General features: G+C 29.6%; 27 protein-coding genes and 1 pseudogene. All 28 read left to right on the plus strand.

Annotated features, from left to right (window positions below):
- Positions 1–2: 2 nt before the first annotated feature.
- On the plus strand, positions 3–542 hold the full coding sequence (locus HMPREF3241_RS07210; RefSeq protein WP_002499681.1) for a host-nuclease inhibitor Gam family protein: 540 nt from the start codon (positions 3–5) through the stop codon (positions 540–542).
- Positions 543–1,310, plus strand: a complete 768-nt coding sequence (locus HMPREF3241_RS07215) for an ATP-binding protein (RefSeq protein WP_002499680.1) — start codon at positions 543–545, stop codon at positions 1,308–1,310. It begins immediately after the preceding gene.
- Between the two features lie 26 nt (positions 1,311–1,336).
- Positions 1,337–1,852, plus strand: coding sequence for a hypothetical protein (locus HMPREF3241_RS07220; protein WP_002499679.1), 516 nt, complete (start codon positions 1,337–1,339; stop codon positions 1,850–1,852).
- A 27-nt stretch (positions 1,853–1,879) separates the two neighbouring features.
- Entirely contained in the window at positions 1,880–2,836 is a 957-nt protein-coding gene (locus HMPREF3241_RS07225; RefSeq protein ID WP_070853568.1) for a DnaD domain protein, read from the plus strand.
- A gap of 3 nt (positions 2,837–2,839) precedes the next feature.
- Positions 2,840–3,124 carry an SA1788 family PVL leukocidin-associated protein gene (locus HMPREF3241_RS07230; protein WP_002499677.1) on the plus strand — a complete coding sequence of 95 codons (285 nt, stop codon included), beginning with the start codon at positions 2,840–2,842 and terminating at the stop codon, positions 3,122–3,124.
- 274 nt (positions 3,125–3,398) lie between these two features.
- Positions 3,399–3,578: a hypothetical protein gene (locus tag HMPREF3241_RS07235; RefSeq protein ID WP_002499676.1), complete on the plus strand. Its 180-nt coding sequence runs from the start codon at positions 3,399–3,401 to the stop codon at positions 3,576–3,578.
- Entirely contained in the window at positions 3,575–4,120 is a 546-nt protein-coding gene (locus HMPREF3241_RS07240) for a YopX family protein (protein WP_002499675.1), read from the plus strand. The genes HMPREF3241_RS07235 and HMPREF3241_RS07240 overlap by 4 nt, the downstream gene beginning before the upstream one ends.
- Complete coding sequence (locus HMPREF3241_RS07245; protein ID WP_070853569.1) at positions 4,113–4,649, plus strand: dUTPase; 537 nt, start codon at positions 4,113–4,115, stop codon at positions 4,647–4,649. Before HMPREF3241_RS07240 ends, HMPREF3241_RS07245 begins: the two co-directional genes overlap by 8 nt.
- Positions 4,650–4,979: 330 nt before the next feature.
- A complete protein-coding gene (locus tag HMPREF3241_RS07255; RefSeq protein WP_002499672.1) occupies positions 4,980–5,474 on the plus strand; it encodes a sigma factor-like helix-turn-helix DNA-binding protein in 495 nt (164 codons plus the stop codon).
- Between the two features lie 188 nt (positions 5,475–5,662).
- Positions 5,663–5,914, plus strand: coding sequence for a hypothetical protein (locus HMPREF3241_RS07260; RefSeq protein WP_002499671.1), 252 nt, complete (start codon positions 5,663–5,665; stop codon positions 5,912–5,914).
- A gap of 79 nt (positions 5,915–5,993) precedes the next feature.
- A complete protein-coding gene (locus tag HMPREF3241_RS07265; protein WP_002499670.1) occupies positions 5,994–6,422 on the plus strand; it encodes a helix-turn-helix domain-containing protein in 429 nt (142 codons plus the stop codon).
- A complete protein-coding gene (locus HMPREF3241_RS07270) occupies positions 6,409–7,683 on the plus strand; it encodes a PBSX family phage terminase large subunit (protein ID WP_002499669.1) in 1,275 nt (424 codons plus the stop codon). Before HMPREF3241_RS07265 ends, HMPREF3241_RS07270 begins: the two co-directional genes overlap by 14 nt.
- Before the next feature lie 14 nt (positions 7,684–7,697).
- Positions 7,698–9,146 (plus strand): phage portal protein, encoded by a 1,449-nt coding sequence (locus HMPREF3241_RS07275; protein ID WP_002499668.1) that lies wholly within the window; start codon positions 7,698–7,700, stop codon positions 9,144–9,146.
- Positions 9,136–10,488, plus strand: coding sequence for a minor capsid protein (locus HMPREF3241_RS07280; protein WP_002499667.1), 1,353 nt, complete (start codon positions 9,136–9,138; stop codon positions 10,486–10,488). Before HMPREF3241_RS07275 ends, HMPREF3241_RS07280 begins: the two co-directional genes overlap by 11 nt.
- 9 nt (positions 10,489–10,497) lie before the next feature.
- Positions 10,498–10,692 carry a hypothetical protein gene (locus tag HMPREF3241_RS07285; protein WP_002499666.1) on the plus strand — a complete coding sequence of 65 codons (195 nt, stop codon included), beginning with the start codon at positions 10,498–10,500 and terminating at the stop codon, positions 10,690–10,692.
- Between the two features lie 76 nt (positions 10,693–10,768).
- Positions 10,769–10,862: pseudogene (locus tag HMPREF3241_RS13180) on the plus strand (hypothetical protein); the annotation flags it as partial.
- Entirely contained in the window at positions 10,853–11,434 is a 582-nt protein-coding gene (locus tag HMPREF3241_RS07290) for a DUF4355 domain-containing protein (protein ID WP_070593231.1), read from the plus strand. The pseudogene HMPREF3241_RS13180 and the gene HMPREF3241_RS07290, both read left to right, overlap by 10 nt.
- 11 nt (positions 11,435–11,445) lie before the next feature.
- Positions 11,446–12,342: a hypothetical protein gene (locus tag HMPREF3241_RS07295; protein ID WP_002499663.1), complete on the plus strand. Its 897-nt coding sequence runs from the start codon at positions 11,446–11,448 to the stop codon at positions 12,340–12,342.
- Between the two features lie 77 nt (positions 12,343–12,419).
- Positions 12,420–12,923 carry an Ig-like domain-containing protein gene (locus tag HMPREF3241_RS07300; protein ID WP_002499662.1) on the plus strand — a complete coding sequence of 168 codons (504 nt, stop codon included), beginning with the start codon at positions 12,420–12,422 and terminating at the stop codon, positions 12,921–12,923.
- Positions 12,920–13,246, plus strand: a complete 327-nt coding sequence (locus HMPREF3241_RS07305) for a phage head-tail connector protein (protein WP_002499661.1) — start codon at positions 12,920–12,922, stop codon at positions 13,244–13,246. The genes HMPREF3241_RS07300 and HMPREF3241_RS07305 overlap by 4 nt, the downstream gene beginning before the upstream one ends.
- Positions 13,246–13,548 carry a hypothetical protein gene (locus HMPREF3241_RS07310; protein ID WP_002499660.1) on the plus strand — a complete coding sequence of 101 codons (303 nt, stop codon included), beginning with the start codon at positions 13,246–13,248 and terminating at the stop codon, positions 13,546–13,548. Before HMPREF3241_RS07305 ends, HMPREF3241_RS07310 begins: the two co-directional genes overlap by 1 nt.
- Positions 13,549–13,550: 2 nt before the next feature.
- Complete coding sequence (locus HMPREF3241_RS07315; protein WP_002499659.1) at positions 13,551–13,901, plus strand: HK97-gp10 family putative phage morphogenesis protein; 351 nt, start codon at positions 13,551–13,553, stop codon at positions 13,899–13,901.
- A 9-nt stretch (positions 13,902–13,910) separates the two neighbouring features.
- The gene (locus tag HMPREF3241_RS07320) at positions 13,911–14,306 is read left to right on the plus strand and encodes a hypothetical protein (RefSeq protein ID WP_002499658.1); all 396 of its coding nucleotides are present in this window, start codon (positions 13,911–13,913) and stop codon (positions 14,304–14,306) included.
- Between the two features lie 11 nt (positions 14,307–14,317).
- On the plus strand, positions 14,318–14,932 hold the full coding sequence (locus tag HMPREF3241_RS07325) for a phage major tail protein, TP901-1 family (protein WP_002499657.1): 615 nt from the start codon (positions 14,318–14,320) through the stop codon (positions 14,930–14,932).
- A 64-nt stretch (positions 14,933–14,996) separates the two neighbouring features.
- Positions 14,997–15,341 (plus strand): tail assembly chaperone, encoded by a 345-nt coding sequence (locus tag HMPREF3241_RS07330; protein ID WP_002499656.1) that lies wholly within the window; start codon positions 14,997–14,999, stop codon positions 15,339–15,341.
- Between the two features lie 50 nt (positions 15,342–15,391).
- On the plus strand, positions 15,392–15,745 hold the full coding sequence (locus tag HMPREF3241_RS07335; protein ID WP_032606852.1) for a hypothetical protein: 354 nt from the start codon (positions 15,392–15,394) through the stop codon (positions 15,743–15,745).
- Between the two features lie 12 nt (positions 15,746–15,757).
- Positions 15,758–19,177, plus strand: a complete 3,420-nt coding sequence (locus HMPREF3241_RS07340) for a phage tail protein (RefSeq protein ID WP_070853570.1) — start codon at positions 15,758–15,760, stop codon at positions 19,175–19,177.
- A 12-nt stretch (positions 19,178–19,189) separates the two neighbouring features.
- The gene (locus HMPREF3241_RS07345) at positions 19,190–20,125 is read left to right on the plus strand and encodes a phage tail domain-containing protein (RefSeq protein WP_002499653.1); all 936 of its coding nucleotides are present in this window, start codon (positions 19,190–19,192) and stop codon (positions 20,123–20,125) included.
- Positions 20,126–20,132 lie beyond the last annotated feature (7 nt).

The following is a 20,132-nucleotide window of genomic DNA, read 5'->3' on the forward strand; positions in this document are numbered from 1 at the left end:
TAATGAATGAATTACAACAACTGGAAATCGAAACTATTGAAAGCCAAAATGAAACATTTAAAATAACTAATTTAGATCAAGCAAACTGGGCATTTAAAAAATTAGATGCAATTCAAGCTAAAGAAAATGAAATAAATCAACTTGCTATTCAAGAAATTGAACGCATTAAGGAATGGCAAAATAAACAAACAGAGCAACTTCAACATAATAAAGATTACTTTGAACATATTCTAACAGAATATTTTAAAGAAGAACGTGAAAAAGATGCAAAATTTAAGTTAAATACACCTTACGGCAAAGTTACAGCTAGAAAAGGGTCTAAAGTGATACAAATTAGTAATGAGCAAAATGTTATAGATCAATTAGAACAACGTGGTTTTGATAAATATATCAAAGTAACTAAAAAAATAAATCAAACTGATATAAAGAAAGATTTTAATGTAACTGAATCCGGAAGATTAATAGATTCAAATGGTGAAATGTTAGAAGGTATATACCTTGTTCAAAAGCCAACTTCGTATTCAGTCAAAGTGGGTGATTAAATGACACACGAGCCCAGTATTTTAGAAAAACTAGGTGTCAAAGACATAAGTAAACAAAATGCTAATAAGTTCTATAAATTCGCAATATACGGCAAATTCGGGACAGGTAAAACTACTTTTTTAACTAAAGATAATAATGCTTTAGTTCTAGATATAAATGAGGATGGTACTACTGTTACAGAAGATGGTGCCGTTGTACAAATTAAGAACTATAAACATTTTGGTTTAGTTATAAAGAAATTGCCAGAAATTATTCAACAATTACGTGAGAATGGAAAAACTATAGATGTTGTTGTGATAGAAACTATTCAAAAGCTAAGAGATATAACTATTGATGAAATTATGAATGGTAAAAGACGAAATCCTACATTCAACGATTGGGGAGAGTGTGCTTCCCGAATAGTGAAAATGTATAGATATATTTCAACAATACAACAAAAATATCAATTTCATATAGCTATAAGTGGTCATGAAGGTATTAATAAAGATAAAGATGAAGAAGGTAGCACAATTAATCCTACTATCACTATTGAGGCACAAGAACAAATTAGAAAGGCTATTTTGAGTCAATCTGATGTTTTGGCCAGAATGACTATAGAGGAACATAGTGATAGTGAAGGAAAGAGATTTGAATATATTTTAAATGCTGAACCATCTTCTTTATTTGAAACTAAAATAAGGCACGCTAGCAATGTGAAAATTAGAGATAAGAAGTTTATTAATCCTAGTGTAAACGACCTTGTAGAAGCTATTAGAAGTGGAAATTAATAATTATCAAAAGGGTGGTAAGAACTGTGAATTTTAATATAAATCTTAATGGTGCTCAAGAATTAGGAAACTACATGAAACCTGGTCTTTACAGCGTAAAAATTAAAAATTTTGAGGCTAAACAATCTAAAAACGGACATCCTCAATTTGCAATTACATTCATACATAAAGAAGAAGGCGAATTTGTACATTATGCAAATGCTGATATGGAACATAATTATGCACGTGATTGGCTATATACATTCTTAAGTGTATTAGGTCTTAAAGGTAATAATATGCAATTTATATTTACTGAAAGAGATTTAATTGGTAAGCCAATAAACATTGAATTAGAGCGTAAATTTAATGACTATACAGATAAATGGGTTACGAATTTAAAGAGATTTTGGAAGTTTGATGGTACTGCAGTATATGAAAAATATGACATTAAAGACGAAGAAAAAAATTATACAAAAGAACCGAAAAAAGCAAGTTTAGATAGTCCAGATAATCCTTATATGAGTGATTCGTTCGACATAACAGACGATGATCTGCCTTTTTAATCGGTCGAATTTAAAAGAGGTGATTAGATGACAGGTTGGATTAAAATACATCGAAAAATAATTGACCACTGGATTTGGGCAGATTCCAAACGATTTAAATGGTGGTTAGACATCTTATTATTAACAAATCATTCTGATAAAAAAATGATGATTGGTGGAAATTTAGTCTTATTAAAGCGTGGTTCATTTCATACATCAGAATTGAAATTATCTGAACGTTGGAACGTTTCTAGAAACACTGTTAGGAACTATTTAAATGCGCTAGAAAAAGACAACATGATAAACACTAAAAAGACAAAAAATGGAACAACTATAAAAGTGCATAACTACGAGGTTTATCAAGGAAAAGAAGAAAATAAAAAACATATGATTGAACAACAGTCTGAACAGTTAATTGAACAACAAACTATACAACCAACTGAACAACAAAGTGAACAAATCATTGAACAACAGACTGAACAAAAGAGAGACAATAGACTGAACAGAACACTGAACAAATCACTGAACAAGACTAAGAATATAAAGAATATAAAGAATGATAAGAATGTAAAGAATGAGAAGAAGGAGAAGAAGTATAAAGCCTTCGACTTCTTCCAAGAAAATGGATTTGGTTTCATCACTCAATATCTTGTTGAGGAAATAAGTTATTATCTTGATAACTTTTCTCACGATTCAGACGAAATTGTTATAGCAGCACTAAAAATTGCAAAGGATAGAAACAAAGTTAATTGGGGTTATGCTAAAAGTATTTTAAATTCATGGTTACAGTCAAACCTAAATTCAATTGACCAAATTAGAGCCTATGAGATTCAACAAAAAGCATTAAGAGATCAATACAACAAACCTAAACAATTCCAACAATGTAGAGAGAAAACGCCAGACTGGATTAAAAATCGAGATAAATATCAAGACGAAATAGACGAAAACTTTGAAGAAGATAGGGCGAAATTTTTAAAAGAATTAAACGAACAGTGGGGTGATTAGTATTTGGGCAAAGAACCATACAAATTGAAAATCGGAGACCATGAACTTAAATTTAATAACGACGAAGTGAAAAAGATGAAGCAGCTTGGTATTACAAGATCATTAATCGTTAATAGATTTAAAAATGGATGGCCAAGATTTTATATAATGAATCAGCCGAAACGTATGTCTAGAAAAGATTTTGACAAAATGCTAGCAATTAGAAAACAAAATCAATTGTCAAATCAACGTCGCCCAAGTTATAAAAAAGAGCTTAGAGAAAAAGACAACAGGAGAAATTGCACTTAAAGAAATATCCACAAAAAGTAAAACCTAGTAAATATTATTACGAATTACTTAATTATGCGACTAAAGCATTTAGAAACTAAAACATAAAAAATCAAAGCAAAAATTGGAGGAATAAAATGGCAAAAATCAAACGTAAAGTAGAGATGAATTAGTTTATTTCGATGAATTTGGAGATTTTGATACACGTGGAGATTTTATAGTAAAAGATTCATTCTTTGAAGTAGAAATTGAAGAACCTATCACACTAGAAACTCAACTTTTTGGAGTTGTGGCTATGGGAAAAGACATTTACGGAAAATGGCATTCTACTGAAGGAGTCTTTGAAGAAAATTCAATTAAAGAAATATTGAGTGTGACTACTGATGAACTAATTCAAAATACTACAATTCATTATTACGACAAAGTGAAGAAAGAGTTTGTTTGTGTATATAAAAATGGGGCGATGGTGGAATGATACTGAAATTTAGAGAATGGGAAGCAGTAAGAGAAGAAATCTTTATGAGTTATGGTGTGAGAGAAGATTTTGATGATTCATTCAAAATTACATTCAGCCACATGGAAGATTTAGACATTATTAATGATGATGGTTCTATAAATAGAGTTGTGATGATGTCTACGGGACTTAAAGATGTGAATGATATTGAGATATACGAAGGAGATATTGTACGTATTTTTTCTAACGATGGTATTGATTATAACGCTCAAATCATTTTTAAAGATGGTGGCTTTTGTGCAATAGATGGAACTAAAGATAATTATTCTACTATTCGTTATAAATTATGTGAATTTGATTTGAATTTAGATGTCATCGGTAATATTTATGAAGATATTGAGTTATTGGACGAGGATTTAGTAAATGTTGAAAGAAAAGCAAAAGCATTTGATGAAATACAAAGCAATCTCAGCCACGTATTAGATTTAGGAAAGTATGAGACATTGGATTATAAAGATTGTCAGATATTAAAAAGTATCTTGCAGGAGGTTAAAAATGACTAATCAAGTGACAGAAAATCAATTACAAGAATTATTACAAATACAAAAGAACTTTGACAGTAGAATACCGACACTAAATTTACAGGATAGCAAGATTGCATATGTGGTTGAATTTTTCGAATGGTTTAACACGTTGGAGACGTTCAAAAACTGGAAGAAGAAACCAGGCAAACCGATAGATATTCAACTAGACGAATTAGCGGATATGTTGGCATTTGGATTAAGTATTGCCAATCAAACAAGTTCAAATGCTAAAGAAATAGTTGAATTAATAAAAGAAAGCTTTAAAGATGAACTTTTTAAAGAAATGTTTGATTTTAATAATAAAGAATTTGCTAAAGATGCAATTTTAGGTTTACCTGATTTGGTATATAACGAATTTTATCCTGACTATTTCACTATTGTTGTGGCGTTCGATATAGCATACAACATTTACTCTATTGACCAACTCATCGATGCATACAAAAAGAAAATGAAACTTAACCATGCTAGGCAAGATGGAATTGCAGATATAAACAAAGGTTACGTTTAAGGTATCAAGGGTATTTATAAACAAGTGAAGAAGGTGCTTATAAATGACAACAATAATCACATTAATTAGTTTAGCTATATGTATTAATATATTTTACTTAATGTCTATAGTTACTATTTATTATTTAAGACTAATATTAGGTATTATTTTAAGTTTCGGAATAACTTTTATATTTACATTTTCAATTTTCTTTGAGCAATTGAATCTAGTATTACCAATTTTAATATTCGTTATACTAATTGAAATTATTGATTTGAAAATTAAAGTTAGGAAACAGTTTGAAGACAATAAATCAATTTAAGAAATAAAACTTCAGGAGAGAACTACAACATGAGAGATTTATTAATAGAGTATAGAAAGACCAGGTTAAACGTACTTAACAAAATCGAAGAACTTGAACAAATTAATACAGATGAAATAGATGATTTATCTGTTTATAAAGATATGTTAAAAGATATTGATTACACTATTGAATGGTTGAATACTGGACATGAACCTGGAAACTACAATGCTATTGATAAATCTCAATGTTATTTAGTAGATCAACAAGTTTTAGAAAAAGCTTGTGATGAATCTATGTATAAAAAAATATCTAATATGGAATATCATGATGTTATTGATGATATGGATAATCAAATAAGTTATGCTCTAATGAAACTTACGACTAAAGAGTTGGAATGTTTTATCATGATTAGGTGTGAACATTTATCTTATAGAGAATGTGCTGATTTATTAAATATAAAGATTGGTACAGTTCAGAACTTTTTAAAAAGAGCGCAAAAGAAAATTGATAATGAATTGAAAGAGAATTTATTTTTATTATGAATTTTTGTCTTAATCTTGATACATATATAGGAGAAGTAAAATTCTCCCAGGTGTCCTAAGATTTTTGACATTATATGTTCTCCTCCCAAAACCTATCTGAGAGAAAACTCAGGTAGGTTTTAAATTATAGTTGTTAATGTATGTAAATATTGTATAATAAAAATAATTTTAAAAAAGGAGGGATTATTTTGGTAGCTAAGTTTTACGATGCATACGGAAATTATTTAGGTAAAATAAATGGAATCAAAGATTACTTAAATATAAAAAAATTTTTTGACGAAGAAATCAAAGATGAAATACAACGAAAATTAGAGAATTATAAGAGAGAAAAAAAGGTATTACTATTAACTGATGGTGATAAACTTAATGCTGAACAGATTAGTAAAGTAGAATTAAAAAATTTTACATTAGATAAAGTAGTAGAATTAAAAATAAATTAATTTATATGCGCCTTAATTGGCGTTTTTTTAATGCGAAAAAATTAAAAAGCTATTAGCGTGAGAGTTGGTGGTAAATGGAATGGCTAGAAAAGGTTTGTATGAAAAATTAGATATCGAAAGTAAGTTAGGATTAGTTGAAGGATGGAAACGTGATGGACTAACTGATGAACAAATTGCTAAGAATTTAGGTGTATCAAAACACACATTAATTAAATGGAAAAAGAATATACCAGACTTTTTAGACGCCATAAAAAAGGGCAAAGAAGTTTCTGACTATGAGTTAGAGAATGCCTTACATAAAAGAGCAGTTGGCTATTATTACGAAGAAGAAACTGTGACAAATAAAGGTAATATAGTAAAAATTAAAAAATATGAACATCCTAATCCTACATCACTCATATTTGCACTGAAAAATAGATTACCTCATAAATACAGAGATAAAGTGGAACAAGAAATCACCCAGAAAAATATTGAAATCAATATCGGTGAATATAATGACGACGATTAGACTTAATTTTAAATATCCCAATAAAGTATTTAATAAGAATATCTTTGAAATTTTAGAAGATTATTCTAATTTTACTGAGGTACATTATGGTGGTGGTTCAAGTGGTAAATCACATGGTGTCGTACAAAAGGTTATTATAAAATCTTTGAAAAAATGGAAACATCCTAGAAAGGTATTATGGTTACGTAAAGTTCAAGCAACTATTACAGATAGCCTGTTTGAAGATGTAAGAAGTTGCTTGATTGATTTTAAGATTTGGGATTTGTGTAAATGGAATAAGACTGATAATAAAGTAGTGCTACCTAATGGCGCTATTTTTTTATTTAAAGGGTTAGATAATCCTGAAAAAATAAAATCAATTAAAGCAATATCTGATGTGGTTATGGAAGAAGCGTCAGAATTTACCCTGGATGATTATACACAACTTACATTACGACTAAGAGAAAAGAAACATGTACAAAGACAAATATTTCTAATGTTTAACCCAGTTTCAAAATTAAATTGGGTTTATAAAGCATTTTTCGAATCCAGTCAACCGCTTCAAGATGTACTAATAAGACAGTCTAGTTATAAAGATAATAAGTTTTTAGATGAAATGACAAAAAGCAACTTAGAACAGTTGGCCAATAGAAACCCCGCCTATTATAAGATTTATGCTCTCGGTGAGTTTGCTACACTAGATAAATTAATTTTTCCTAAATACGAAAAAAGAGTGATTAACATAAACGAAATTAGTCATTTGCCTTCTTATTTCGGCTTAGACTTTGGATACATAAATGACCCAAGTGCATTTGTACATGTAAAAGTAGATTTAGAAAATAAGAAGCTTTATATTATTTCTGAATTTGTTAAAAAAGAAATGCTTAACAATGAGATAGCAGAAGTAATTATCAATCTGGGTTTTTCAAAAGAAGTTATAGTCGCTGACTGTGCTGAACGAAAAAGTATAGCAGAAATAAGAGTTAAAGGAGTTGAACGAATCATACCAACTTCTAAAGGCAAAGACAGTATTTTAATTGGAATTCAATTTATGAGTCAGTTTGAAATTATAATTGATGAGAGATGTTTTAAAACAATTGAAGAGTTTGATAACTATACTTGGACAAAAGATAAGAAAACAGGTGAGTATATGAATAAACCTGTAGATACCTATAATCATTGTATAGATGCAATTAGATATGCAGTTAGTAAATTAATATTTAAAAATAATGAAGATAATACCAATGTATATAAGTTAAAGAGAACGAGATTAATGTTCTAAGGAAGTGAACAACAATGACAATATACACCCAAGAGAATAACATTACTAAGTTTTCTTCAGTGGCTAATGATGATTTTATAATTAATGATGTTTCAAACCTATTAAAAGATGAAGTTTTACTGAGCCTTATTAATAAACATAAGCAAGAACAAGTGCCACGTTTAAATATGTTAGAAGCTTATTATCTAAATAGAAATACAGATATATTATCGAGTAACAGAAGAATTGAAGATTTAACAGATAAAGCCGATCATAGGGCAGTCCATAATTATGCGAAATATGTAACAAGGTTTATAGTGGGTTATTTAACTGGTAATCCTATAACTATTACACATAAAGATAAAAAGACAAATGAAATTATTATACAGCTAAATAATAATAACGATGCTGATGCTATTAATAGTGATTTAGCACTTAATCTTTCTATTTATGGCCGAGCATATGAGATTGTGTACCGTAATCAAGAAGGTAAAGATACATTCAAGGTTTTAGACCCTAAGAGTACTTTTATTATTTATGATAAGAGCATTGATAAAAATATTATAGCTGGTATTAGATACTATGATACTAAGGCTGTTGACGGTGAAACACTTCAAAATATTGAGATTTATACGAACGAAAAAATATATTATGTAACTATTAAAGGTGGAACAATTAGTTCAATAGATGAACTGCCTCACTATTTTAAAGATGTTCCAATAATTGAATATACTAATGATCAATTTAAACAAGGAGACTTTGAAAATGTATTATCACTTATAGATTTATATGATAGCGCTCAATCAGATACTGCTAATTACATGACTGATTTAAATGATGCTATGTTAGCAATTGTCGGAAATATAGAAATTGATGGTGAGGAAGCTAAGAAATTCAGACAAGCAAATATGGTTCATGTGAAGCCAGGTATTAATGCTAATGGTAATGATGGAAGTGCTGAAGTTAAATATATTTATAAGCAATATGATGTTAATGGTGCAGAAGCATATAAAACTAGACTTCAAAAAGATATTCATAAATTTACTAATACGCCTGATTTGAATGATGATAACTTTAGTGGCGTTCAATCTGGAGAATCAATGAAGTATAAACTTTTTGGTTTAGAACAAGTTAGAGCAATTAAAGAACGCTTATTTAAAAAAGGATTAATGAAGCGGTACAAGTTACTTCTGAAAAATATTAATTTAACAGGTGTTTATTCACATGATTATTCAAAGATTGATATCACATTTACTCCCAACTTACCTAAGTCATTATTAGAATCTATTGAAGCCTTTAATGCGTTAAATGGTGGCGTTTCTGAACAAACTAGATTAAAAATACTGCCTATTATTGATAATCCTAATGAAGAAATTAAAAAAATGGAAGATGAGCAGAGAAAAACTAGAGAACAAGCTGATAATTCGCATTTTAACGGCCATTTTAGCGACGATAAAGAAATGATTGATAATTATGCCCAATAGTTATGATTATTGGCTAGAACGCGCCCAGAATGTCATAAACGCTGAATCATTAGCGGATGCACAAGCAGTAATAGAAGTAGAACGAATTATTTTACAAATGTATGCTGAAATAGCTAAAGAATTACTAGCTTTTTATGCGAAATATGCAACAGATACTGGTTTAACAATTCAAGAGGTCATGAAAAAAGCTGATGACTTCGATGTATATGCGTTTCGAAATAAAGCTAAGAAATATGTGAAACGTAAAGATTTTAGCGATGAGGCAAACAACGCACTTAAGCTTTATAACTTGTCTATGAAGGTATCTAGAGAAAAGCTATTAAAGCAGCAATTAGATTTGATAGTCAAAGACTCCACTTTAGATATTCAAGATGAAATAGAAAAAAAGTTAGTTGATGCAGTTGATAGAGAAGTTAAAAGACAAGCACATATACTTGGTGAACATGTGAAAATTGATGAAACTAAAGTAAAAGCGGTTGTTAACAGTAACTTCAAAGGTGTGAACTGGTCTACAAGATTATGGCAAGATATGGCTGTAGTTCAAAAGGAAGTAGAAAAAACAACGAGTAATGTATTACTTAGAGGGAGACATCCTAATGAGTATATAAAGGATTTTAAGAAACAAATTAACACTACTACTTATAATGCAAGTAGATTGTTAGTTACTGAATCAGCACGTGTGCAGGCTGAATCACAGAAGTTAACTTATCTTAAAGAATTAGGTGAAGATGGCGAATATAAATACGTGGCTAAAATTGATAAAAAAACATCTAAAATATGTCACTCTTTAAACGGTAAAATATTTAAAGTTAAAGACATGATACCTGGCATAAATGCGCCCCCTATGCACCCTTGGTGCAGAAGTACTACAGTGCCACATGTGGGCAACTGGCGAGATAAATTCTTTAATGAGCGTAAAGGAAAGTATCAAACAGAGAATAAAGAATCAGAAAAAGAAAAAATACAAGAAAAAGCAAAAAAAGAAATGCTTGATATGATACGTAGTGGTAAAATAAAATTAGATATAAATCCTGAAAAACAAAATAGACATAATAAAGAACATGAGTTATTTAAGCAAAGTGTTGAAATGGCTAAAATAAATGGAGATAAATTACCAAGTTTTACAATTATTTCTAATGAGGAACTAAATAAATTAGTTAAAGTCAAAGCCACTACTGGGGAATTACTATTACTGAATGGGAAGTTTAATCGTAAGGAAATTATTGATTTTAAGTTACCAATTGGAAAATCTTTTATCAATAACAAATATATTGAGACAAGTAAAGGAAAAGTACATTATTCAAAAACTGGTACACATGTTATACCTTATATTAAAAAGTAGGTGATAATATTGCATATAAGAGATGTTTATGGGCATAAGATAATGGTTGTTTTAACAAATCAAAAAGTTTTAATAGGTAAAGTTACCGACTATGAAAATCCGTTAGAAACTGATACGGGAAATTATAATATGGATTTAGAGACAGATTTAGGAATATATTCAATTGATGAATCGGAAATAAAAAGTATAAAATTAATATCTTAGTAGCATCCTTTCTGCATAGATAAAGAGAAAGTGGTGCTATTTTTATACACTTTTTTAACCTTCTACGGAAGGTTATTTTTTATGTCCAAAACGTGCTGATGACGTTATAAAAGCAAGTATGGAATACGCAGTCGACAGACTATAAACGGAGGTATATCTCATGGAAAACAACCAAAGTAATATTACTGAAGAAACAAAAAGCAATGAGAATTTAGAAACACCTAATGAACAAGCCCAACAAAAGGAGAAAACATTCTCCCAAGAAGAAGTATCTCAAATGATTAAGGATCGTTTAGCTAGAGAAAAAAGGAAATCTGATGAACGTATGAAAGATGCAATTCAGGAAGCTGAAAAACTAGCCAAGATGAATAAAGACCAAAAGAATCAATATGAGTTGGAAAAGCTGTTAAAAGAAAATGAAGAACTAAAAGCAGAAAAAGCTTTATCTCAAATGAAGAATGAAACGCGTACAATGCTTAATGAATTTGGTGTGCAAAATTTTGATGATCAAATTGTTAATATATTAGTCAATTCTGATGCTGAAAAAACTAAAAAAAATGTTGAATCATTTACTAGTCTTGTAAATCAAATGGTTAAATCAAATGTTGAAAAAGCATTAAGACAAGACTCACCAGTAAGCACTCAATCAAATAGGATGACAAAAGATGACATTTTAGCAATTAAAGATGATACACAAAGACAAAATGCAATTGCGCAAAATCTTAATTTATTTAACAAATAGGAGGTTACATTATGACAGTGGAGTATAATTTAACAAATACTGAAAGCTTGAGCCAAGCAAAGTCTATCGATTTTGCAAGTAAGTTTGGCAATAATATCAATAAATTATTAGAAATATTAGGAGTAACTAATAAACTACCTATGAATGTAGGATCTAATATTAAAATCTATAAATATAGTGTTGAAGAATCTGATTATCATGTAGCTGAAGGCGATGAAATTCCTTTAACTAAAGTTAAAAGAGAATTAGTGCAAACTATTGAATTGGTATTTGATAAATATCGTAAAGCTACTCCTGCTGAATCTATTCAAGCTCATGGCTTTGATTTAGCAGTTAATAAAACAGATTATGAATTATTAAGACACGCACAAAAGAAAATTAGAACTGATTTTTCAGAAGTATTAAAAGCTTCAGCAGGTACAGAATTAGATAGTGGAAAACGAGCTTTAAAATCTAAAAATTTACAAGGTGCTTTAGCTAAAGGTCGTGCAAAACTATCAACGGTTATTGAAAGCGATATTACACCTATTGCTTTCGTTAACCCTGATGATACAGCTGAACATATTGCCAATGGATTAATTGTTTCAAATGGATCACTATTTGGAATGGGATTATTAACTAACTATGTAGGTGTGAAAGTTATCGAACTAGCTGAAGTACCACAAGGTGATGTTTGGATGACAGCCTCTGAAAACTTAAATGTTGCTTTTGCAAATCCTAATGGAGAACTAGGACGTGCATTTAACTTTGCTACAGACGAAACTGGTTTTGTAGGTGTATTACATGACATTCGATCTAATCGATTAACTTCTGAGACAGTGCTAATGACTGGATTGAAAATATTCCCAGAGAATATTGATGCAGTAGTTAAGGTGAAAATTAAAGCTGACGATCAATTACCCAGATAAACCCCAATTAGTTAGAATGTTCCCATATTACGATGGAGCATTTTTAGTATATAAGTAACTATAAAGGGGTGTTTTTGTTGGAACCAAGATTTATTAAAATTTATAAAGGGGATAAAGTTGTAGCTAAAAAGGAAGGAAATATTAAATATTCTGATAATACCTATGACGATACTCTTATTCTACTTGAAAACCTAGAACCAGATACTAATTATCCAGAAGGAACATTTCAGATTGTATGGGAAATAGATGGTGTTGAGTCTGAAAGGATTAATATACCTGAAATTATGACTCAATATGTACCTGTTAAATATTTAAGTGTTCATAATAGTAAAAGTATAATATATGTACGTATAGATGAGGAGGGTAAAATTAGAGCAAAAGTAGCCCCTTCTTTTGCTACAAATCAAAAAGTCACTTATATTTCTTCAAACCCTGAAATAGCATCTATAGATGAAAATGGTACAATTCACGCTTTGAAAGAAGGAACTGCAGAAATTACCATTTTTGCTAATGAGAAACCTGAAGAGGTACATAAACGAACTGTAGAAGTTGTTCCTAAAGATTGGGGTTATAGAAATTGAACTTTTTAGAGAATGTTAAAAAACGTATCCTTATAACTGATGATAAACAAGATGATCAATTAAAAGTCATTATTGATAATGTAAAAAAAGAACTATTAGCTATGCTTCCGACTATTGAGGATAATGTTCCTGAAGAAATAGAATTTATTATTGTTGAGGTTGCTACTAAACGTTACAACCGTATAGGTGCAGAAGGTATGACCTCAGAAACTCAAGATGGGCGTTCAAGTAGTTATGAAAAAGGGGATTTTGAAGAATATAATAAAATACTAGATAATTTATATTATAAGGATGAAAAGAAAGGTTACGTGAACTTTTACTAATGAGTTACAAAGAAAGAGTTACTTTATACTATTATTTTGAGTCCCGTTATAATCCAATTACTAAACGTAAGGAAACAGAAAAAAATGAGTTAGAAACTTTACCATGCAACCGTAATACTTTAACAGCAGAAAAAGTAAGAATTGAATTCGGTGAAGTTACTAAAGATATCAATGTGATTAGATTACCTAAAGTTTTAGACTATGAGCCAACCCATGCATCAATGTACGGCAAAGAATATAAAGTTATTAAAACTAAAACTTATCAACACTCTACTTCGTTATATGTAAAAGAGGTAGTATAACAATGAAAGTAGAAGGCGTTAATAATTTATTGACTAAGTTAAAAGTGATGCATGATGATATCGATGAAGACGTTGACTTTATATTAAAGAATAATACTAATGAAGGTGTAGAATTAGCTATTAAAAATGCTCAACAAGCATTTATTAAAGGTTATTGGACTGGTAATTTAGCTAGAATGATTAAAGCAAAAAAAATTGCGCCTATGCACTATGAAGTAATTTCGAATGCACACTATAGTGGATATTTGGAATATGGCACACGATATATGAATAAAGAGCCTTTTATCTTTCCGACTTATTTATCATTAAAAAAACAAGTAAACGAAGATTTAGAAAGATTAATAAATGGATAGGAGTAAATTATGACAGCTGAATATACACCAACACAATTACTTTTTGATAAGATTTTCTCTTTATTACAAGGATTAGGTATTGAAGTTATAGATGTTAAAGATATAGCTAATGATATACCTTATCCTTTTTTTGTTATAAAAAAATTTAAAATTACTAAATCTGCTTATACATTTAATAGTTTTCATGGTGTTGTAAGAGGAACAATTGATATATGGAGTGAAGGCAATAATTTAGGTAGACACGATCAATGCATTAAGTATGTAGAGAATACATTATCAAAATCAATTGAAATAGAAGATTATCAAGTTAGATATAATGAAATGACGATTAATACAATAGATGATTATTCAACTGATAAAGCTTTGTTACATTCAATAATTAATGTTGAATATGAAATATTATAGGAGGTTATGTTATGTATAAACAGAGTCAAGATAGACTTTATTTATTCAGAAAATGTGGCGAAAAAACAGACGCTACTAAAATGATGTTTATGACTGAATTTGAGAATGAATTAGAAAATGACTTTGACATTGAAGAAACAATGGACGGAAGTTATACAAGCGATGGTTCATTAGAGAACACATTATCTGCTACAGCTAAAGCTAATTATGATGATCCATTATGTGATGAGTTTGAAGATGCAGTTAGAGACAAGATTGCATATGAAGTATGGGAAGTTGAAAGTCAAATTGAGGGAGAAAAAGCTGATAAAGGCAAATTTAAAGCTAAGTATCATCAAGGACGCTTCAAAAAATTCAAACGCAAAGGTGAGACAGGATCTGTGGAAGAATACGAAGTCGAATTTGCAGTACACGATAAATATCAACGTGGATATGCTACTATTCCTACTGAAGTCAAAGAGAAATTAGCTAAAGTTGGTTATAGATTCCATAATACAACTAAAGATGACTTTGCAGATGATGGCTTAGCAACTAAAGCCATTCCGCAACCTGTTTCAAGTTCTGAAACAACTACTGGCGCAGTCTCAACGGGTTCCCAAGTATCTAGAACATCAGATTCTCTTTAATACTAATATAAAATATTGAGCAGGCAATGTGCCTGCTCTTTTTAATATAGGAAGGTGTTTTATTATGGTAAAAATTAAAAGTGGCAAAAATGAATTAGAATTGAAATTTGGATTAGGCGAATTAAATGCAATTGATAAAGAATTAGGATATGAAGTTCGAGACATTAACCTAGGTGAAGGACTTGAAACTTTATTACCTAAACTACAAACTGGTAATGTTTTAGCGATTGCTAAGATTATTAAAGCTTGTACTAAAGGACAAAAAGGAAGACCGAAAAATGAAGATGAGCTTGAGTCAGTATTGAATGAAATTATTGAAGAATATGGATCATTCAAAACATTTGGTAAAGTGCTAATTGAAGAATTGGGAAACAAACCATTAACCCAAGACCTAGTCAAAGCGAAATAGTTAGTAAATCTAATGAAAAGATGACGTATGATCGTATAGTTATAACTTGTATGAGTGATTTAGGAATTATGACTTTAAGTGAAATAAATGCTATGACATTAACAGAATTTAATTATCGTATGTATGCGTTAAGTTTCGATATTTTAAGAAAAGAACATGATCTATATAAACTGGCGTTTGCAATTAGAGATGCATCAGCAACTAAAAATGTAGGAACAGAAAAGAAACCTAAAGAAGCTTATGTATTTAAAACAGTGAATGACATATTGGATTATGAATATAATTATAAAAGATTATTAGAAGGTAAACGTATTATATTTAATAACGAGAAAGAAGAAGTCACACCAGAGCAAACTGCTCTATTTGAAGTTATAGCTGAGATTAACAAAAATGCTAATAGTTAGGAGGTGGGGAATATGAGTGAAAGCACAGGCTACACTGTAAGTACTACACTTAAAGCTAACACCTTGAAATTTAAGTCTGAGATAGAAGCAGCGATTAAAAAAATAGAAAAATTCGATAAAATAGTGTCAAAAATAGATGATATTCACTTAAAAGTAAATGATAAGCTTTTAAAGTTTAAATTAAGTAAAGCAGAGCAAGCTGTAAAAAGATTTGAAAAAGGTAAACATGTTGTAAGAATTGATAGTAATATACAAAATGCACTAACTAAAGTAAGTCAATTAGAAAATATTTATAATGTGATAGATAGTAAAAAAATTGTTTCGATTCTAGATTTAAAAGATAATTTAGCAAAGTCCAAATTAACGAATTTTACACAGTCTTTTAATAATCTTGAGAATAAAATAGTAAAACCTACAATAGCTCTTGAAAATATTGAAGCGAATTCAAAAATTAATAAATTTAACTTTAATTTAAATCAAATTGATGATCGTAAAGTTGATACAGAAGTTATAGCTAAAACTAAAGAGGCAATTAATAAACTAGAGCAGTATAAAACTTTAACAAATGCATTGGGTAATGAACGAATTAATACAATTATTGACTTATCTGATAAACTCTTTTTAACAAAAGTTTTAAATGCTAATCAAGCACTTAAAAATTTAAATGGGAGAGAGGCTAAAACTAGAGTCGAAGTTGAAACTGCTGCAAGTATTGCCAAAGTTTCAATATTTAAAAAAGTGCTTAAAAGTATTCCTAATAAAATCAAAATTAAGACTGAGACAAAAAGTGACACCAACATTTTCAGTAAATCTTTAGATATAGTAAATTCAAGAGTAGAATTATTTAATAAACGTATGGATAGAATTGCTAGTTCTATTAGGACTTTTGGGACTATAGGCGGGAGTGTAGTTAAGGGTATATTAATCACTTCGTTTTCAGCTTTAATTCCTATTGTAGCAAGTATAATACCTTTAATTGCATTAGTTGGTAATTCTATAGCTATTATTGGAGGCGGCGCTCTAGGTTTAGTTGGAGCATTTGGAGTAGCTGGTACAGGAGCTATAGCTTTTGGATTAATGGCGAAAACTGCTTTGAATATGCTTGATAAAGGATTGATTGAGACATCTGCTTCAACTAATTCCTATATGAATAGTTTAGACGAATTAAAGAATACATGGGAAGGTATCATAAAGATAAATGCCAATGCAATATTTAATGCTATGTCGAACGGAATAAAAGGAGCTACAAGTGCGATAAGTCAACTTAAACCATTTATTAGTGGAGTAAGTCAGTCAGTAGAAAGTGCCATGCAAAAATTTCAATCATGGATTAGTGTTTCGTATACTGCCAAAAATGCATTTAAAGCTTTGAATACTGATGGAGTTGCAGTTTTTGATAGCATTCTGAGTGCGGCTGGTAAGTTTGGAGATGGGTTAGTTAATATTCTTACTCAATTTAGTCCACTGTTTACATATGTTGCAAAAAGTTTGGACACATTGGCCGAAAAATTTCAAATATGGTCAACTCAGGTATCTACTTCTGAGGGTATTAAAAACTTTATTAACTTTGTTAAAACAAATTTACCGATTATCGGGCAAATCTTTTTAGATGTTTTTACAGGGATAATAAATATATTTAAAGCTTTTGGATCTAATTCAACTTCACTTTTAGATACAATTTCAACCTTAGCTAGTCAATTTAATACTTGGTCTAATAATTTAGCGCAATCTGAAGGCTTTAAAAAATTTATGGATTATATAAACGAAAATGGTCCTAAGTTAGCTTCTTTAGTAGGAAATGTAGCATTAGCATTTATTAACTTTATTACTGCAATGGCTCCAATAGGCTCTGTAGTTTTAAGTGTATTAAGTTCAGTTGCTAGTTTTGTAGCTAAATTATTTGAGGCGCATCCAGTAGTAGCCCAAATAATAGGTGTTTTAGTTATGTTTGGTGGCAGTTTAATGTCTATTGTTCCTGCATTAGTTAGTTTTATAACTTTTATAGCTCCTCTAATATCAAGATTTGGTTTTTTGAAAACAGCATTACTCTTATTAAGTAGAGGTTTTACCCTTTTACAGGGTCCAATAAATATTTTAAAGGCAGCATTTAGTTTATTAATGGGGCCTATAGGAATGATATCAAGATTATTACCTATTTTAGGTTCAGCACTTACATTTTTAGTTTCTCCAATTGGACTAATTATTGCAGCAGTGGTAGCTTTTGTAGGAATTATAATTTATTTATGGAAAACTAATGAAACTTTTAGAAATAAAGTTATTGAGGTTTGGAATATAATTTATAATGCAATATTATCAGCCATAGATGCGGTAGTTTCTTTTGTAAAAGGAATATGGGGAAGTATGGTGACGTGGTGGCAACAAAATAACCAACTTATTATGGATACAATTATGACAATATGGAACGGTATTTCGACTTACATAATGACAATCATTAATATTATCGTTACTATTATACAAACAAATTGGAATATAGTCGTCACTGTTATTCAAACAGTATGGTCTATTATTACTACTATAATTCAAACCGCTATATCTCTTGTATTAAGTATTATCACTTTAACAATGCAGTTAATTACTGGTAATTGGTCAGGTGCTTGGGAAACCATTAAAAGTATAGGTTTAACTATTTGGAATGCGATTGCTTCGATTGCATCTAGCTTATGGAATGGTCTCATGAGTATTTTAAGTAGTATATGGCAAGGCATTGTTAGTATTGCTAGTACCTTATGGAACTACCTTAAAGAAGTTATATTTAGCAAAATTACAAGTGCTTATAATATTGTTAAGTCAATTGCTCAACAAATATGGTCAGCTATATCATCAAAATTTCAAGAGATTGTCTCTTCAGTTAGAGAGAAAATGACTAAAATTTACAATGTCATTAAAGAAAAAATCTCTAATGCTCTTGAAGCAATTAAAAATTTTGTTAATCACTTCAAAAGCGCAGGAAGAGATTTAATAATGGGATTAATTGACGGTGTGAAATCTATGGCCAGTAACCTAATTAATAAAGTAAAAGATGTTATAGGAGGAGCAGTTAATGCTGCTAAGAGTTTCTTGAGAATCAAATCGCCTTCGAGAGTTTTTAAATCCTTCGGTCGTTATACTATGCTCGGCTTTATAAAAGGTGTTGATAATGAAAGTAGTTCAGTTATCGACTCTGTGACTAGTGTTGCAAGTAAATTAACAAATGCGTTTAATCCAGAGTTAAACTACCCTAGTATCAATAGTATTACAGGTAACTTAAGTGGTATTAATGGTGAAATTACTTCAATGGTACAACATACACATACCATAGAAAGTGCACCTAATATGAAAACAGTTAGAATAGAGATGAATGTAGACAATGAAGCATTAACTAGCATAGTTAATGATGTTAACGCAACAAGAAACATGATATTTGAATTTTAGGAAGGTGATTAATTGGATATTGAGATTACAAAAAAAGATGGGACAACTTTTAGATTATCTGATTATAATATTCAGGTCGCCGATATAAAAGTTCAAGGCATCGAAACAACAGACAAGTATCAAGAATTTGAAGGATGTCATGGTAGACAATTAACAAGTAGTGTTTATCATAAACGTAAGATTCTAGTACCTGTCTTTTTTATTGCCGAAAATAATCTTGATTATTCTTTGCAGAGAGATTTTCTGTTTCAACTTATTCAAGATAATGAACCTTTTTATTTAAGAGAGTTAAGAAAATATAATAAATCGTCATATAAATTTAAAGATACAATTGAAGATGAGTATCAAGAAGTAGACAAAAATGGTAATTGTATTTTTAATGACAATGATAATGTATATGTTAATGGTTATCATTTTTTAGTTAAGTTAAGTAATACATTAATCCCTAATCAAACGAATAATAAATGTAATGTTGAATTAGAATTTGAAACAACTGAATTACCATTTGCAGAATCTATTAATACAAGTCTTCAATTGCACTATAGTTCAATTGATGGAAATTGGTCTTCTGATATGGATATAGATTTCGACGAGAAATCAAAACAAACTTATATATTTGAAAATATTAGTAAAGGTAAGGTTTTTTATCATGGTACAGTGGCTAACAATCAATTTAATATGTATAAAAAAGTAACAATTGTAGTTGGTAAAGAGACAGATAAATTTACATGGAATTTATCAGATAGCAAAGTAATGACAGTAAAAAATACACTACTTTTACCTGGTGACGTTCTTGTATATGACAATTTAAATATCAAGAAAAATGGTGTCATTATCAATCGTAAATCTAATATCGAAATGCCTAAATTTTCGCCAGGATTTAATAACTTTACATTCAATCAAAACGTTAAAAAGGTAATGTTTGATTTACGTTTTTATAAAAAGTAGGTGATTA

Source organism: Staphylococcus sp. HMSC34G04, assembly GCF_001838765.1.
GTDB lineage: Bacteria > Bacillota > Bacilli > Staphylococcales > Staphylococcaceae > Staphylococcus > Staphylococcus epidermidis.